The 16,354-nt window shown below is 66.8% G+C and carries 16 protein-coding genes and 1 pseudogene; 8 read left to right on the top strand and 9 right to left on the bottom strand.

Translation table 11 applies throughout. The features are described 5' to 3' along the window. Positions 1–245: 245 nt before the first annotated feature. Positions 246–1,841, top strand: a complete 1,596-nt coding sequence (locus tag K307_RS09950; RefSeq protein ID WP_042877888.1) for a 3'-5' exonuclease family protein — start codon at positions 246–248, stop codon at positions 1,839–1,841. A 119-nt stretch (positions 1,842–1,960) separates the two neighbouring features. Continuing rightward, positions 1,961–2,401: a hypothetical protein gene (locus K307_RS09945; protein WP_042877886.1), complete on the top strand. Its 441-nt coding sequence runs from the start codon at positions 1,961–1,963 to the stop codon at positions 2,399–2,401. Between the two features lie 44 nt (positions 2,402–2,445). Here K307_RS09945 and K307_RS09940 read toward each other — a convergent pair whose 3' ends face one another. Next, on the bottom strand, positions 2,446–3,417 hold the full coding sequence (locus K307_RS09940) for a pyridoxamine 5'-phosphate oxidase family protein (RefSeq protein ID WP_042877884.1): 972 nt from the start codon (positions 3,415–3,417) through the stop codon (positions 2,446–2,448). 51 nt (positions 3,418–3,468) lie between these two features. Next, positions 3,469–4,119 (bottom strand): glutathione S-transferase family protein, encoded by a 651-nt coding sequence (locus K307_RS09935; RefSeq protein WP_042877882.1) that lies wholly within the window; start codon positions 4,117–4,119, stop codon positions 3,469–3,471. Positions 4,120–4,240: 121 nt separating this feature from the next. On the opposite strand from K307_RS09935, the gene K307_RS09930 reads away from it, so the two are divergent. From K307_RS09930 to K307_RS09915, 4 genes are all read left to right on the top strand, one after another. Continuing rightward, positions 4,241–5,131, top strand: coding sequence for a LysR family transcriptional regulator (locus tag K307_RS09930; RefSeq protein ID WP_042877880.1), 891 nt, complete (start codon positions 4,241–4,243; stop codon positions 5,129–5,131). Positions 5,132–5,191: 60 nt separating this feature from the next. Then, the gene (locus K307_RS09925) at positions 5,192–5,926 is read left to right on the top strand and encodes a VIT1/CCC1 transporter family protein (RefSeq protein WP_042877878.1); all 735 of its coding nucleotides are present in this window, start codon (positions 5,192–5,194) and stop codon (positions 5,924–5,926) included. Positions 5,927–6,097: 171 nt separating this feature from the next. After that, positions 6,098–6,784: a TetR/AcrR family transcriptional regulator gene (locus K307_RS09920; RefSeq protein ID WP_042877876.1), complete on the top strand. Its 687-nt coding sequence runs from the start codon at positions 6,098–6,100 to the stop codon at positions 6,782–6,784. A gap of 235 nt (positions 6,785–7,019) precedes the next feature. Beyond that, complete coding sequence (locus K307_RS09915) at positions 7,020–7,694, top strand: histidine phosphatase family protein (protein WP_042877875.1); 675 nt, start codon at positions 7,020–7,022, stop codon at positions 7,692–7,694. 101 nt (positions 7,695–7,795) lie between these two features. On the opposite strand, the gene K307_RS09910 is transcribed toward K307_RS09915, so the two are convergent. The 3 genes from K307_RS09910 to K307_RS44360 form a co-directional block, all read right to left on the bottom strand. Then, positions 7,796–8,086, bottom strand: a complete 291-nt coding sequence (locus tag K307_RS09910; RefSeq protein ID WP_042881738.1) for a PAAR domain-containing protein — start codon at positions 8,084–8,086, stop codon at positions 7,796–7,798. Positions 8,087–8,098: 12 nt separating this feature from the next. Further along, positions 8,099–8,284: a hypothetical protein gene (locus K307_RS44365; protein WP_051974796.1), complete on the bottom strand. Its 186-nt coding sequence runs from the start codon at positions 8,282–8,284 to the stop codon at positions 8,099–8,101. 316 nt (positions 8,285–8,600) lie between these two features. Continuing rightward, on the bottom strand, positions 8,601–9,386 hold the full coding sequence (locus tag K307_RS44360; RefSeq protein WP_051974795.1) for a phage late control D family protein: 786 nt from the start codon (positions 9,384–9,386) through the stop codon (positions 8,601–8,603). A gap of 351 nt (positions 9,387–9,737) precedes the next feature. On the opposite strand from K307_RS44360, the pseudogene K307_RS50595 reads away from it, so the two are divergent. Continuing rightward, positions 9,738–9,827, top strand: a pseudogene (locus K307_RS50595) (histidine phosphatase family protein); the annotation flags it as partial. A 921-nt stretch (positions 9,828–10,748) separates the two neighbouring features. Here K307_RS50595 and K307_RS09895 read toward each other — a convergent pair. From K307_RS09895 to K307_RS09880, 4 genes are all read right to left on the bottom strand, one after another. Beyond that, a complete protein-coding gene (locus tag K307_RS09895) occupies positions 10,749–11,885 on the bottom strand; it encodes an IS110 family transposase (protein ID WP_042876367.1) in 1,137 nt (378 codons plus the stop codon). A gap of 635 nt (positions 11,886–12,520) precedes the next feature. Then, positions 12,521–13,696 carry an acetyl-CoA C-acetyltransferase gene (locus tag K307_RS09890; protein WP_042877873.1) on the bottom strand — a complete coding sequence of 392 codons (1,176 nt, stop codon included), beginning with the start codon at positions 13,694–13,696 and terminating at the stop codon, positions 12,521–12,523. A gap of 87 nt (positions 13,697–13,783) precedes the next feature. Further along, positions 13,784–14,257, bottom strand: a complete 474-nt coding sequence (locus K307_RS09885; RefSeq protein ID WP_042877870.1) for a PaaI family thioesterase — start codon at positions 14,255–14,257, stop codon at positions 13,784–13,786. Between the two features lie 4 nt (positions 14,258–14,261). Continuing rightward, the gene (locus K307_RS09880) at positions 14,262–15,239 is read right to left on the bottom strand and encodes an NAD(P)H-dependent flavin oxidoreductase (RefSeq protein WP_268989213.1); all 978 of its coding nucleotides are present in this window, start codon (positions 15,237–15,239) and stop codon (positions 14,262–14,264) included. Between the two features lie 210 nt (positions 15,240–15,449). Between K307_RS09880 and K307_RS09875 the strand changes: the two genes are divergently transcribed. Beyond that, positions 15,450–16,325, top strand: a complete 876-nt coding sequence (locus K307_RS09875) for a crotonase/enoyl-CoA hydratase family protein (RefSeq protein WP_042877866.1) — start codon at positions 15,450–15,452, stop codon at positions 16,323–16,325. Positions 16,326–16,354: the final 29 nt, after the last annotated feature.

Below are 16,354 nucleotides of genomic sequence, written 5' to 3'. Positions count from 1 at the left end.
GAGAAAGCGATTATGCAGAGCTTTCTTCGTTTCGTCAACCGCTTCAGCAATCTTTTTCTGCTGCGGTCAGCGCTGCAAACCTCGCTGCGCTGACCTCCCGGTCAACCCCGCAACCCTTGCTGCGTCTGCTTTGCAGCGCCGCGTTGTGTTGCGAGGGGGCGAATATTAAGGGAGGCCAGCGAGGTTGGCAAGCGGTTTCTGAAAACTTCTTCGTGCCGCCATTGCAGGCCCCGTAAAATCAGCGGATGCCGGACATGCCCACCTATCTGCCGTCGCACCTGCCAGCCGACGGCGCACGCTTTCCCGACGCCCAGGCGCTAGCCGCTGCGCTGTCGCGTCCTATTGTCTTTGTCGACCTGGAGACCACCGGCGCCGACGCGCAGCGCGACCGCATCACTGAAATCGGGGTAGTCGAAGTTGGCCCGGACGGCATCATCGAATGGGACACCCTGCTCGACCCCGGGATGTCGATCCCGCCGTTTATCCAGCGCATGACCGGTATCACCGACGAGATGGTGCTGGGACAACCCACCTTCGAATCACTCGCCGAATCGCTGGCCGAGCGCCTGCAAGGGCGGCTGTTCGTCGCGCACAACGCGCGCTTCGACTACGGCTTCCTGAAGAACGCGTTCCGTCGCGCCGGGGTCACCTTCCGCGCCGATGTGCTGTGTACGGTACGGCTGTCCCGCTCGCTGTTCCCGTCCGTGGAGCGCCACGGCCTCGACGCGCTGATCGCCCGCTTCGGCCTGACGCCCAAGGGCCGCCACCGCGCGCTGGCCGATGCCGAGCTGCTATGGCAGTTCTGGCAGAAGATCCACGCCACCTATTCGGTCGAGCTGGTGGAATCCGCGGTGCGCACGCTGGTGCGCCGCGCCAGCCTGCCGGCCGGCCTGGACGAAACCGCGCTTGAGGACGTGCCCGCCACGCCCGGCGTCTACCTCTTCTATGGCGACCAGGACGTGCCGCTCTATGTCGGCAAGAGCGTGCATCTGCGGCAGCGGATCGGCGCCCATTTCTCAGGCGACTATCGATACGGCAAGGACATGCGCCTGGCCCGGCTGGTACGCCGCGTCGAATGGCGCGAAACCGGTGGCGAGACCGGCGCGCTGCTGCTCGAAGCCCAACTGGTCAAAAGCCTGCAGCCCGTGCACAACCAGCTGCTGCGCCGCAATGCCCGGCTCTACGCCTGGGAATTGCCGCAACAACTGCCCGTGCCGCGTCTGCGCTCGGACCGCGACACCGACTTCTGCCGCCATCACGACCTGTTTGGCGTGTTCGGCAGCCGCGGGGCGGCCGAGGCGCGTTTGCGCGCGCTGGCGGAAGAGCATGGCCTGTGCATGGCCACGCTGTCGCTGGAGAAAACCACGCGCCGAGGCAGCCCCTGCTTTGCCCGCCAGGTCCACCGCTGCGCCGGCGCCTGCATCGGCGCCGAACCCCTGGCCGGGCACCGCGCACGGCTGGCCGCCGCGCTGGCCCCGATCGCGCTGATGCGCTGGCCCTTCGATGGCCCGGTCGCCTGGCGCGAGCAGCACGGCGAGCGCACGTGGTGGCATGTGGCCGAGGACTGGTGCTACCTCGGCTGCGCCGGCACGCTGGAGGAAGCGCAAGCGCTGGCCGGGGCGCCCGCGCGTTTCGACCTCGACACGTACCAGATTCTCGCGCCCCGCATGACGCAATGGATGCCGCAGGCGGTGCCGCTGGCCGTGGCGAAGGCCTTCGCACTGACGGCACCCGAAGCGCCTGCCGAAGCGCCGCGCCCGCTGCGCGCCCCGCCCGGACTGGCTGCGCGCAAGGCGCCGTCCGCTGCCGGACAGCAAGCCTTGGGCCTGTTCGCCGACTGAAGACGCCCTGCCCTGGGCTCTGTTCGCCATCGCGCAAAACGCGCTTGCGACGCAGCACTCACCTCCGGTAGTCTCCACAGACCGGCCCTTGCGGCCGGCAGCGCCGACGCGGAGTGATCATGTCTGCCAACCCAGTTCGTCCCGCCGAGAGAGCCCGCGGCGCCGCCCGGCTGTGCGCATGCCTGACCGCCATGTGGGCGCTGGCCGCCACGGGCGCCTGCGCTGGCCTGGAGGCCGGCGCCATGCAGGAAGTCTTCGATTCCTGGAAGAGCGTTTCCATCGACGAAGCCAAACACCAGTGGGGGCCGCCACAAGCGGTGCAGGCCATGCCGTCCGGCACGGCCTACGTCTGGAACGACACCGTCCCCGCCGCGCGGCCGCCGGGCAGCGGCCCGCGCGATGCCGGCATGGAACGCACGCCGGTGCCCGGCCATTGCCAGCGCAAGCTGGTGGCAGGCCCTGACGGCATCGTGATCGGTGGGGAATGGCGCGGCAATGCCTGCTGCATCAGCACCCTGGTCGGCCACTGCGCCGGCCTGAAGTACCGCGGGCGCGACTGACCGCCGAGGGCATCGCGCTCCGATCGTCCTGCGCGCCCAGCTGCTCACGGCGCCGGCCAGGCCCCCGTATCCTCCAGCACCGGCGAATACTCCCGCAACTGCCAGCGCAGCGGCAGCACGCCCGGGCGCCGCACCACGCGCTCGACATGCAGCCGCACCAGCCGCTCGGCGCCGGCGAATGACGTCAGTTCGGCGCCGTCCCAGACCACTTCGGCACGCCCGCCGACATGCAGCAGCGAGCCGTCGGCAAAATCCGGCACGACCAGCCCGGCACGCGGATTGGCAAGCAGGTTGCCGATCGTATTGAAGTAGTTGTTGCCGTTGAAGTCCGGAAACGTCAGCGTGCCGTCGTCGTCGACGCGGATAAAGCCCGGCTTGCCGCCGCGGTGCGAGACATCCACGCCGCCGGTGTGCGCGCCCTCGGCTTCCGACGTCGTATGGCTGGTCGCGATAAACAGGGTATCGGCACCGCGCAGCCAGGCCGCGGCCTGGTCGTCCAGCGCGTCGCCTTGCCAGGCCGCCGCAGCCGTGGCCGGCTCGGCAAAGCTCAGATCGCGCAGCTGGATATAGCGCGGGCAGTTGCCGAAGCTCTGCTCGACCTCCACCGTCAGCCCCGCCTCATCGCGCTCGACCACGATGCCGTTCATGCGGTTGCGCCGCCGCGTATGCAGCTCGATGCCGAGCAGGCCGATGCGCGCGCCCCGCGCCAGCGCGGACTGTGCCGGATCGCCCGGCATCGGCAGCGCGTCGATGCGCAAATGCCTGGCGTCAGGCGTGTGCGCAAACCCCGGCTTGCCGGCCAGCACCGTCGCCCACGGCAGCCCGTCGGCGCCGACCGCGCCGACCAGCAGAAAGGGCAACTGGGCAAAGAACGTCCTGTGCTGCTCCGGCATCTCGCCCCGGATCACGCGGTTCGCGACCGCCGCTAGGCGCTCGCGCTTGCCCGCGCGTTCCTGTGCAGCCAGTTCGCCGGTGTGAAAAGGCAGGCCGGCATGCGGCCAGATCGGCAGGTCCATGATGCGCTCCTGGTTCGGTGCTGCTTCAGCGGCAACTACGACTGGCTGGCCTCACGCAGCCAGCCCGACCTTTGACGCCACCATCGGCACAAAGCCGGGCAAGGCCTCGATGCGGCGCAGCCATGCATGCAGCGCGGGGTACGGCGCCAGCGGCACGTTGCCCTCTTCGGCGCGGGCGATGTAGCTGTAGGCGGCGACGTCGGCGATGGTGGCGTGGTCGGCAGCCAGGAACGGCTGTGCCGCCAGCACGGATTCCATCACCGCGAACAGCCGTTGTGCCCGCGCGATGGCGTCATCCATCGCCACCGGCCGGCCGAACAGCACGCCCAGGCGCGCCGTCGCCGGCCCGAAGGCGATCTCGCCGGCCGCCACCGACAGCCAGCGCTGCACGCGCGCCGCGCCCGCCGCGTCGCGCGGCAGCCAGCGGCCGTCGTCATAGCGCGTGGCCAGGTAGACCAGGATCGCATTGGAATCGCCCACCACCACGCCATCATCGTCCAGCACCGGCACCTGGCCGAACGGGTTGAGCCGCAGGAACGGCTCGCCGCGCTGCTCGCCGCCGCGCAGGTCGACGTCCACCAGCCGGTGCGGCAGCCCCAGCAGCGACAGGAACAGCTGCGCGCGATGGGCGTGGCCGGACAGCGGCGAGCGGTACAGCACCAGCGGGGTGGCCGGCGCGGCGGGGCGGTTGGTGGCTTGCATGGCATCTCCTCGACAGTCTGGGTTCGACGGTTGGCATATGGGGATTCTGGGCGCCGGCCACCCTGCAATAAAGGGGGCGTTTGATATTTGACTACTCCACAAATCGGAGTAATGTGGCGCCATGGACAAGCTACGCGCGATGCAGACCTTTGTGCGGATCGTCGACGAGGGCAGCCTCACCGCCGCCGCCGCGACGCTGCATACTTCGCTGCCAGCCGTGGTGCGCACGCTGGCCGCGCTGGAGTCGGACTTGCAGGTGCGCCTGCTCAACCGCACCACGCGGCGCCTGTCGCTGACCGGCGAGGGGCGCAGCTACCTGGACAGCTGCCGGCGCATCTTGGCCACCATCGACGAGGTCGAGGCCGGCCTGAGCGCCAGCCATGTGGAACCCAGCGGCCAGCTCACGCTGACCGCGCCGGTGCTGTTCGGGCAGATGTATGTGGCGCCGGCCGTCACGCGCTTCGTGCAGCGCTATCCGCGCGTGCGCTGCCGCATGGAATTCACCGACCGCGTGGTGAACCTGCTCGAAGAAGACCTGGACGTGGGCGTGCGCATCGGGCCGCTGGCGGATTCCACGCTGGTGGCGCAGAGCGTCGGCCGCATCCGGCGCGTGGTCGTCGCCACGCCCGCCTACCTGCGCAAGCACGGCGTGCCGCGCCGCCCGGAGGAACTGGCCGACGCCAATTGCGTGCGCTTTATCGGCAATGCCGCGCACTGGTGGACTTTCCAGGAGGACGGCCGCCCGTTTCACGTGCAGGTGTCGGGCAACCTCGAATTCAACCAGACCGCGCCCGCCGTGGCGGCGTGTGCCGAAGGCGCGGGCTTCGGCAACTTCCTGTCATACCAGGTGGCCGAGCTGGTGCAGGCGCGCAAGCTGCGCATCGTGCTGGAAGCCTTCGAGCAGCCGGCGTGGCCGCTGTCGCTGATCTATCCGCATGCGCGGCTGCTGCCCGCGCGCACGCGGGCCTTTATCGAATGGATGCGGGATGATCTGGGCCCGCGCTTCGGCTGACTTTGCATCCTGCCGCCGTTCGCCACCTCGACCAGCACGCCGCCCTCATCCGCACTGACCATGCCCCTGACCAGCGCCCCGACTCCAACCAGCTTTGGCGCCCGCGTGCGGCGCCTGATCCATCGCCCCTCCGGCAATGCGCTGCGCGCCGCGGTGCTGGGCGTCAATGACGGACTGGTGTCCAGCTTCTGCCTGGTGATGGGGCTCGAGGGCGCCGCCGCCACGCGCGAGGCGGTCATCCTCGCCGGACTGGCCGGCCTCACGGCGGGGGCGTGCTCGATGGCGCTGGGCGAATGGCTGTCGGTCACCAACAGCCGCGAGATGAACAACAAGCGGCTGCGCGATATGGCGCACGAGATTGCGCACGATGCGTGCAAGGCGCGGCAGCGGCTGGTGGCGGTGATCACGGCCAAGGGCGTACTGCCGGCCGATGCCGTGCGCGCCGCCGACGAGATCATGCGCGACCCGCAGGCGGCGCTCGACACCTTTGCGCGCGACGTGCTGGGTATCAACCCACAGGAACGCGGCGGCAATCCCGTGCAGGCGGCGGTGATTTCGTTCGTGCTGTACAGCAGCGGCGCGCTGGTGCCATTGCTGCCCTTCCTGGTGACGGGCGGGCCGTCAGCGCAGCTCGGAAGCATCGTTGCCTGCCTGGCCGGGCTCGGCCTGGTGGGCTGGGGCACTTCCTCCTTCAACGGCCGCCCGGGTTGGTTCTCGGCCGCGCGCCAGATCCTGATCGGCGGCATGGCGGCGGCCTTTACCTACGGGCTCGGCACGGTGTTCGGCGCGCTCTGAGACGGCTTCCCCGCGATGGCGCCGAAGCGGCGCCGAAGGCCCGCCCTGCCCCGGCGCCACTGTGCAGCCCCCACGCCTGGCCGGGCCACCACCCGACAAAAGCCTTGACGCGTCGCGGCGGGCACCGGTATTTTTCAAAATCGAATCCGAATTCGAATACGAAAAAACCCTATGTCAACAACCCCCACCGGCCTCGCGGCCTCCGCCTCCTTCCCCCGTATCGATACGCCTTCGATCCTGCAGCCGCCGCGCCAGCGCCGTGCGCGCGAGACCGAGCAGGCCTTGCTGGGCGCCGGCCGTGAACTACTTGCGACGCGCGACTTTGCCGCGGTGTCTGTGGCCCAGATCGCCGCGGCCTGCCAGGTCTCGGTGGGCGCCTTCTACGGGCGCTTCCGCGACAAGATGGCCTATTTCGAGGCGCTGCGCACGCTGGTGATGGAAGAAACCTCGGCCTCGATCGACCGCTACCTCGCGCAGGAGCGCTGGGACGACGTGCCGACCGGCGTACTGCTCGACAAGACCGCGCGCTTTATGGTGCTGGGCACACTGGCCAATCGCGGCGTGATCCGTGCTTCGCTCCGTCATGCATCGACCCGGCCCGAGGAATGGCTGCCCCATCGCCAGAACGGCGAGGCGATCGTCGAGCGCATGGTGCAGCTGCTGGTGCCGCGGCTGTCGCTGCCCGCCGATACCGCCGAGTTGCGTGTGCGTTTTGCCATGCAGGCCGTCTTCAGCGTGCTGGTCAATGCGGTGCTCAATGACTCCGGCCCGCTGCATCTCGACGACGAACGGCTGGTGCCGGAGCTCAGCCGGATGATGGCCGGTTACCTGGGTGTGTCGTCCGAGCCGCAAGCCTGAGCGCAATACGCACTGCGTGCTGGGTCACCGGCACTGCAGCACCCTGCGGTAATGCAGCCCGGCCATGGCTGCTATGAATTGCGTACCGCTTGCTTGGCTGGCGCGATGCGCATCCCTAGAATGCCTTCACACCGGGCCCGCGCCCTGCCAGGCCGCCCTGGCCCCCGGGCGCGGCCTGGCCTTGCTATACGCACCTACGCGCACCTACGCGCACCAACGTTTATCGAGACCGCTCATGGCCACGCTTTTCCTCGTCCGGCACGGACAAGCCTCGTTTGGCGCCGCCAACTACGATTGCCTGTCGCCAACCGGCCGCCAGCAGGCACGCTGGCTCGGCGAGTACTTCAGCGAGCGCGGCGTGCGCTTCCGCCACGTGGTGGCCGGCTCACTGGTGCGCCAGCAGGACACCGCCAGCGAGATCCTCGCCGCCATGGGACAGCCTCAGGCTGAGATCGCCACGCATCCGGGCCTGAACGAATACGACGGCGAGGCGCTGTACCGCTGCCACACTGGCGGCGCCGACCACCGCGCTCACCAGAACAGCGACTACAACGACTACTGGCGCACCTTCCGCGCGGCCTACCACGCGTGGACCCAGGACGGCCTCGCCGACATGCCCGAGACCTGGGGAGACTTCGGCTCGCGCATTGCCGGTGCACTGGCGCACGCCTGCGAAGGCACGACGCGCGAGGACGCCATCCTGGTGGTGAGTTCCGGCGGCGCGATCGGCCGCGCCACGGCGGACCTGCTCGGCGCGCCTTCGCAGGCCGCGATCGAGATGAACCTGCAGTTCCGCAATACCGCCTTCTGCGAGATCATCGTGGGCCGCGGCGTACAGCGGCTGCTGAGCTTCAACAACGTGCCGCACCTGGATCGGGCCGAGCGCCGCAGTGCGCTGACGTTCGCCTGAAGGGCGTCGTGGTTGGGGGGCGTGGGATTGTTCCGCCCTTTTCACGCCAACCGTCGCCGAAAAGTCCTCGGCTTGGATTTTGCGGTTCCGTGCGGGAGGGCTTATGCAATGCTCGCGGACTCGCTCTGCGACGCAATCAGGCGCGGCTTCGGATCACACTTGCACAGGCACCAGTCATAGCTCAACGCCTGTTCGCGGCCATCAGGTCCTCGACTGGTCAGCCGCTCACCCACGCAGACTATCTTGCCCGTTGTCTTGCATTTCGGGCACCAGACGGGGTCGCCCTCATACGCCAACGCCCGACCGTTAAGCATTTCGGTCCGGGACGTCGCAATGACAGTACCGTTTGTCGTAGTGGTGTCGCCGTTGAGAATGTCATGACGCTGGTTCATCATTCCTTGAAATCATGTCGTACTGCTGTTGGGTTGCCCGCCACCATCAAATTGAAAAGGCATGGGCACGAAATGCCATTGCCCGAACTCCGGGTCGAACATGGCGATTTGATTGCAGTCGGCAATATCACCTTGCGTAAAGGCGATAGTTTCAGCGGCACGCCCAAACGCCGTGGTCAGGCGGCTAGAGTCCCACATCAAAATTTCTCTGTTGGTTTCCTGCCAGGCAAACAGGCCTGCTGCTACTTGGCAAACTCCGCCAGCGTTACCGCATCCACTTCGAACCCTTGCGCCTCGCGCGCCCAGTGGTGCATCTCACGGGCATATCTGCCGACTGCACCGCGTGGAGTTTGCAGCAGGCATCCGTCACGTGCCGGCCAGCCAAGGTGGATGTCGGCGATGAAGCCGGCGCCATCCGCGTCTCGAAATAAGTTCCCGTTGAGAATTGATGCTGGCGCAACTTGGCAGGGCTGCCCGAGTGCCGTCCTTAGGCCAGTCCTTAGGCCCGCTTCGATCACGGCATCGAACGGCGACAGGAAGCACGTGATTGCGTGGCCCTGCTCGGTACTGGATGAGATAGCACTGGAGTCTCCGTCGCTGTCTTCGAAAACGAAAACGTAGGCCGGGAGGGCATTGAAGAATGGCTGCCGACCGCCTGATTCCGGTATGGTCTTCGCGTGCATCTTAAGCGAGAATACCGCTGGCCGGATTCCAGCCCGGCCGTCTCGCGGTAGGGTACGTGCAGTTCCGGCTGGTAAATGTAGTGGTCGATGTCGTCGCCGAACACAACCATCTCGCCAAACTTGCCGGGGGTGAAATAGAAATAGAGTCCTTCCTGTTCGCATAGCAGTCGGATGTATGCCAAATCAGACAGCTCGTACTGCATGCGGAATCTGTGCTGCGCATATTTGCGGCGCAGTTTGAAGGCGAACTGGTGGCCCTTCGGGCCGTGGCGGCGCAGGATCGCCTCGATGATCTGCGGGGCGGTCTGCTGCTGATAAATTCGGCTGGCGCGCGTGAGCTTCAATCGCGCGACGAGCGGCTCGACTACGATCTCGTAGCCGCTGAAATCCCGGGTCTGCCGGGTCTTGGAGAAGCGCGTGATGCAGCCCACGAACTTGCGCGGCTCGCTGCCATCGCCGGCGTCAATCAGGAAGGTTGCGTCCTTGTTGAGGTAGTCGGCGCGATCCAGTTCCAGCGGGTGGGTAAGCTGGATGGTCACGGTATAAGTCTCGCCTATCCGCTCCACGGCCTCGAACGACACCACCGACAGCGCGGCAGCGCTTGCGGTGCCGGGCACTTCCAGGAAGTAAGCCTGCCGCCCGGTCAGTCCCTTGAGCAGCGCGTCTCCCTACGTCCTCAGTTCTTCAACCAAATCCGCCATTGCGTGCGCTCCGTTGTCAGCGTTATCGAACTTGCTGCAGGTACCACGCATCGTGCGACGCATGGTCCCGCGCGCCGCAAGTTAGCCGCATTCCTTAACGCCGGAAACTGTTGGACGGCGCTGATGCGCCTTATCAACTTGCATCAACGTCTACGCACAAATCGGAGAAGTCCTATATCGGCTATATCTCTCCCGTGTTAGTCATCGCCGGGGCGAGGGGCGAGTACCCTCCTTTCCCCTGGGCAGCAGCAAGAAATTGATGGCGCCATCGGCCGCGGCGTGCAGCGGCTGATGAGCTTCAACAGCGTGCCGCACCTGGAACGGTCCGATCGCCGCAGCGCACTGACTTTCGCCTGAAGGGCATCGCGCGCGAGCTTCGCGCCTGACGGCAAATCGGGATAGGGGCGGGCCTCGCGGCCCGGCCCCTCCCACACCACCGTGCGTACGGGTCCGTACACGGCGGTTCGGTCTAGTTAATCGGTTTGCGTACTAATGATGGAAGTCCCAGTTCGTCGAAGTACCGATTAGGCAGGGCCATGTTGAGGGCGGGACTGCAGCTTAGTCGCCATGGCCCGTGTGAACTCCCCACAGTTTGGGCGCTCAGGTCGGGGCCAATGCCGCGGGCCCGCAGTTCTCGAAACCTGGCCGGGCTGACCTTCCACTGCTTCCAGAGGAAACAGCGCAGGCGCCGGCGCAGCCAGCCGTAGCAGTTGCCCCCGTAACTCAGCCCAGTGCGACTTCAGGTATGCCGGTAACTCTTTGACGGTCATTCCGTCTACCCCCGGTGCCCCCTTGTTCGCTCTTACCCTCCTCAAGGCCTGCCTCAGGTTCTCCGGTTCACAGATTTCCTCCATCAGTCGGTCGCTTACCGACGGGCTTTCAGTCTCGGGGTTCGCCGCCATGGATTCAGCCCCTCGAGGGCCGGGCGCCGGGGCTTCACCCCTCCTCCCTTCTATGAGCAGTGGTTTGTCAAGTCCCTTTGGGAGGTTGGGGCTAGTCGACCGACGATCAAACTTCCTACGTGCGGCATAGTCTGAAGCCGTTTGTGCGCGCGTCAGACGTGACGTCTGACCACCTTCTATCCGCCGGCGCTTGGCCGGCCTCGTCCTGCATGCGCATTACGCCGGAATCATCAACCAGGAGACATGCCCCATCTTGGTAAATCGGTTGCATCAGCAACCCGGGAGGAGAACGGGCATGTTCACCTCAGACCGTTTGTGCTTGCGTAGTTGCCCTGACCGACCGTTACCTCCTTCCTGCAAAACTTTTTTTGGGAGCCTACGCTGACTTCAGTCGTGCGCCTTCGGGAATCTCACCGTCTTTCAGATAGCGCCACAGCGCAATGGCGAGTCGCCGTGCGACTGCAACGATCGCGATGCGCCGGGCCCGCCGGTTTGGTCCCGTGCTCTGGGTGCGCGCGTTGAACCAGCGCGTGAGTGCACTGTCGGGTTGGTGGCGCAGCCAGCACCATGCCATCTCGACCAGTAACGCGCGCACTCGTCGGTTGCCCTGTTTGCTGATGCCCTGGTCGACCTGGCTCTCGCCGCTGTCGTAGGGCTGGGGCACCAGACCGGTACAGGCACCAACTTGGCGCCGGTTGCTGAAGTCCCTCCAGAACAGTTCGAGCGCGAGGCGCGACGCGCCCACTTCGCCAATCCCTTTCAGGCGGGCCAGGTCATCGCGTCGCTTGCGCGCGGGTGCGGGCAGGCTTGCCTGCCGCGTCTTCTCCAGCGCCGTGAGTTGCTGTTGTGCCAGCGCCAGCCGTTCGCACTCGCGCAGCAGCCGCTCACGCATTTCGGGCGGCAACGGCGCGCCGTCGTGACACTTCACCTCGTCACGGGCGAGCCGGCCGGCGAAGTGCTTGTGATCCACCTCATCCCAGCAGCCGAACGTGGCCAGCAGTTTGCGCATGCGGTCGCGGTGCTGTAGCACTTCCTTCTGCAGTTGCCCGCGATCGCGCATCAGGTGCCGCGACGCTTCGTCCTGCGGCGATGGCGCGTGAACCACGTGCATGCGGTCGCGCTCGCCGCGTAGCCATGCGCGCAGGTTGATCACCAGCTTGATGACATCGAGCCGGTCGGTCTTCGCGCGCCGCTTGTGGCGTTCAACCGGAATGCTGGCCGGATCGATGACGTAGCACTTGATGCCGTGCGCCTGAAGCGCGCGACAGATCCAGAACCCGTCCTGGCCGGCCTCGTAGCTTACGACGACGCGCAGCCCGGCTGGTAGGGACCACTTCTTTTTGTGCTGTTCGATCAGGTCCAGCACCTCCTGCAGACGCGCTGAGGCTTGCGGCTGCGCGACCGTATGCACCGCAGGCTGCTCGCGGTGACCGTCGTGTAACGCGACCTTCCACTTCGCGGCCGCCAGTTCGAGCGATACCGCCAACACCCGCTCCTCGATATCTGTACGCATGATGTCTCCCCTGTGAGCCAAGCGCGACACGCTGATTTTAAGCATCGGTTTGTCCTGTCTCATAGGATCTTGCTCAAGGCCGCGGTGCGTTTTCTGCTGCCCTTCCATGTCGAGTTCTCCGGCCTACTTGCCTCTCTATTCCGTTCGGGCCTTCCGGCATTGCTGCCGTACTATGCCGTTTGCTGACTCCTGCCCGGCGATCAGTGCACCTTGCGGGTCACTCAGTCCCGATTTCAGGACACCGGAGCAGGCCTCCCGAGGTAAGTCCAACCGCCTTCACCACACACCTGCCAGATTTACCACCCCGGCTCTTGATGGCTATGGACTTCGCGATCATGTGCTCGCTCGTCCAGCCGGGTAGGCCTCATATCTGGTTTCTGTTCGTCAGGTCGTGGCTTTGCTCCACGCTTCCTTCAGACCCCGCCTCGCGACGACGCCCTTGCGCTTCACTAATCCTTCACCACCATCAGGTTGGATAGGGGACTTGCACCCCCGAGCTGTTGGACATGCTCGGCACACACAAAAAAGGCCGCAGTGTCGCGGCCTCGTTGATCCGGCTGCTGGCGCGGGCACTTTGACATGCCCGCGCCGCCGGTCCTTCTCCCTTTACCTTTTACAGTTCCCTGGGCTGTGCCTTACAGCCGTTCCACGATGGTGACGTTGGCCAGCCCGCCGCCTTCGCACGTCGTCTGCAGGCCATAGCGCTTGCCATGCGTATGCAGCGCATGCACCAGCGTGGTCATCAGCTTGGCGCCCGAGCCGCCCAGCGGATGGCCCAGCGCAATCGCGCCGCCATGCACGTTCAGGCGCGACGGATCGGCGCCGGTCGCCTTCAGCCAGGCCAACGGCACCGGGGCGAACGCTTCGTTGACTTCGAACAGGTCGATATCGCCGATCTTCAGGCCCGCCTTCTTCAGCGCAATCTCGGTGGCCGGCAGCGGCGCTTCCAGCATGACCACCGGGTCATGGCCGATCACGGTCATATGGTGCACGCGTGCCAGCGGCTTGACGCCGAGCTTCTTCAGGCCAGCCTCGTTGACCACCATCAGGCCAGCGGCGCCGTCGCAGATCTGGCTGGCCGAGGCGGCCGTCACGCGGCCGCCTTCGGCAATCAGCTTGACGCTGCCGATGCTCTCCAGCGTGGCGTCGTAGCGGATGCCCTCGTCGGACGTATGCATTTCACCGTTGCCGCCCTCGGCCGTGCGCACTTCCACCGGCACGATCTCGGCATTGAAGCGGCCCGCCTTGGTCGCGGCGGCTGCGCGCTGGTGGCTCAGCAGCGCATAGGCATCGAGCTGCTCGCGCGACAGGTCGTACTTGCGTGCAATCATCTCGGCGCCGGTGAACTGGCTGAACTGCACGCCCGGATAGCGCGCCTCGACACCGGGGCTCTTGGGCACGCCAAAGCCGTTCTTGGCCGGCAGCTGCGACGAAAGGCCCATCGGCACGCGCGTCATGCTCTCGACGCCGGCGGAGATCACGATATCCATCGCACCCGACATCACCGCTTGCGCGGCAAAGTGCAGCGCCTGCTGCGACGATCCGCACTGGCGGTCCACCGACGTGCCGGGCACGCTCTCCGGCAGGCGCGAGGCCAGGATCGCATTGCGCGCCACGTTGCCGGCCTGTTCGCCGACCTGGCTCACGCAACCCATGATGACGTCTTCAACCAGTGCCGGATCGGCGCCGGTGCGCTCGACCAGCGCGTCCAGCACCTGCGCGGCCAGGTCGGCCGGATGCCAGCCCGACAGCTTGCCGCCCTTGCGCCCGCCGGCGGTGCGAACCGCTGCGACGATATATGCCTCTGCCATGTGATCTCCTTTGTCTGCGTCGATCGGTATTGTTGCCGTGGGGAAGCCGTCAAGCGTCGTCGGAAGCGACGATGCTGACCAGCAGGCTCAACTGCGCGGCGCCAGCACCGCAAAGATCGCCGTGGCGCGCAGCACGCAACGCTCGCCGCTGACCACCCGGCAGGTGCCATAACGCAGCCGCGAGCCCAGCTTGTCGAACTCCACGCGCGCCTCGACCCAGTCGCCCAGGCGCGCGGAATCGAGGTAGTCCAGGCTCAGGTTGACCGTGACCGCGCTCTTGGAGCGGCCGGTCTCCAGCGACATCATCATGCCGATGGCGGTATCGGCCAGCGTCGCCAGCATGCCGCCGTGCGGGATGCCGAGGTTGTTCAGGTGGCTCTCGTCGATCCGCACCGCCAGCGTGCGGCGCTCCGCATGCAGGTAGAGCTGGCCGAAATTGGCCATGTAGCCGCTCATCCGGCGCAGGGGCACGAAGCCCTCCGGCAGGTCCCCTGCACCGGCGCCCCCGGCCGGCTCGGCCAGGGTCGCGGTCATGGACGCCTCGATTCCTGCTTCGGCCATGGCGTCAGGCAAAGTAGCGCGAGGCCACGCCGAGGTATTCCCGGCAATCGGCAACCATACGCGTGATCAGTTCTTCGCAGCTGGGCACGTCGTCGATCAGGCCCACGCACTGGCCGGCGCTGATGATGCCGCCATCGGTCTCGCCCGCCTTGAGCGCGGCCTTGCCGCGCACGCCGGCGACCAGGTGCTTGACGTCCTCGAACTGCGCGCCGCCCGGGCGGCGTTCGATGCTCACCACCTCATCCGACACCGCGTTCTTCAGCACGCGCGCGGTGTTGTGCAGCGTGCGGAAGATCAGGTTGGTGTCGCGCTCGCTGGCCTGCACCAGTGCCTGCTTGACGTTGTCGTGGATCGGCGCTTCGCGCGTGGCGCAGAAGCGCGTGCCCATGTTGACGCCCTCGGCGCCCAGCACCAGCGCCGCCGCCATGCCGCGGCCGTCGGCGATGCCGCCCGAGGCGATCACCGGCACCGACAGCTTGCGCGCGGCCTGCGGGATCAGCACCATGCCGGGCACGTCGTCCTCGCCCGGATGGCCGGCGCACTCGAAGCCGTCGATCGACACCGCGTCCACGCCCAGGCGCTCGGCGGACAGCGCATGGCGGACCGCCACGCACTTGTGGATCACCTTGATGCCGGCGGCCTTGGCGCGCGCGATATGTTCCTTGGGATTGTTGCCGGCGGTTTCCAGCACCGTGATGCCGCTCTCGATAATGACGTCGAGGTAGCGCGCGTACGGCGGCGGGTTGATCGACGGCAGCAGGGTGAGGTTCACGCCGAACGGCTTGTCGGTCATTTCGCGGCAGCGGCGGATCTCGTCGGCCAGTGCCTCCGGCGTGGGTTGCGTCAGCGCGGTGAGGATGCCCAGCCCGCCGGCGTTGGAAACGGCGGAGGCCATTTCGGCGTAGCCAACCCATTGCATGCCGCCCTGGATGATCGGGTAGCGGATGCCAAGCAGTTCGGTGATTCGTGTCTTCATGGATATCCTTTTACTGTCTGCTCCGGCCGGTGCGAGCGAGGCGTGGCCTGCCGGCGATCCGGGCCAGTCTAAGGCCAGGCGCCGCTCCCCAGCCTCGTCGGAAGCGACGATTGCGGGCGGCGCATTCTGCACTAGTGTTGGCTGTCCCCCTGCCGGCACAAGGCCCAGCCGCCGCCGGCCACCGCATCCTTGCCCCTTCCCTCAGCAGGAGCCGCCATGACGCAAGCCACGCCTTCATTCGAAACCCTGCGCTACGCCGTCGAAGACGGTGTCGCCACCATCACGCTGCACCGCCCCGACCAGCTCAACGCCTTCACCGCGCAGATGATGCAGGACCTGCTCGCGGCGTTCGATGCCACGGATGCCGACGACAACGTGCGCGCGGTGATCGTCACCGGTTCGGGCCGTGCCTTCTGCGCCGGCGCCGACCTCTCGGCCGGCGGCTCGACCTTTGACTACGAGAAGCGCTACGGCGCCAGCCCCGACACCGCCCATCGCGACGGCGGCGGGCGCATGTCGTTGCGCATTTTCCGCAGCCTCAAGCCGGTGATCGCCGCGGTCAATGGCGCCGCGGTCGGCGTGGGGGTGACCATGCAGCTGCCGATGGATATCCGGCTGGCCTCGACCGACGCCAAGTTCGGCTTTGTCTTTGCCCGCCGCGGCATCACGCCGGAAGCGGCGTCGTCGTGGTTCCTGTCGCGCGTGGTCGGCGTATCGACCGCGCTGGAATGGTGCTACACCGGCCGCGTCTTCTCCGCGCAGGAAGCGCTCGAGCGCGGCCTGGTGCGCTCGCTGCACGCGCCCGAAGACCTGCTGCCCGCGGCACGGGCGCTCGCCCGCGAAATCGCGGACAACGCCGCGCCGGTGTCGGTGGCAATTTCGCGCCAGCTGATCTGGCGCATGGCCGGTGCCAGCCACCCGATGGAAGCGCACAAGCTCGACAGCCGCGCGATCCAGTCGCGGGGGCGCTCGGCCGACGTGAAGGAAGGCGTCAGCGCCTTCCTCGAAAAACGTCCCGCCGCTTTCCCCGATACGGTGTCGCAAGACCTGCCAGACTTCTTCGACTGGCGCGGCGAACCGCCCTTCGCCTGAGGCACACCTGTCCGCTACCAATTCTTCCG

The sequence above is a fragment of the Cupriavidus necator A5-1 genome, from assembly GCF_000744095.1.
GTDB classification, from domain to species: Bacteria; Pseudomonadota; Gammaproteobacteria; order Burkholderiales; family Burkholderiaceae; genus Cupriavidus; species Cupriavidus necator_A.
The sequence above is the reverse complement of the archived record's forward strand: the minus strand, read 5'-3'. Positions and strand labels throughout refer to the sequence as shown.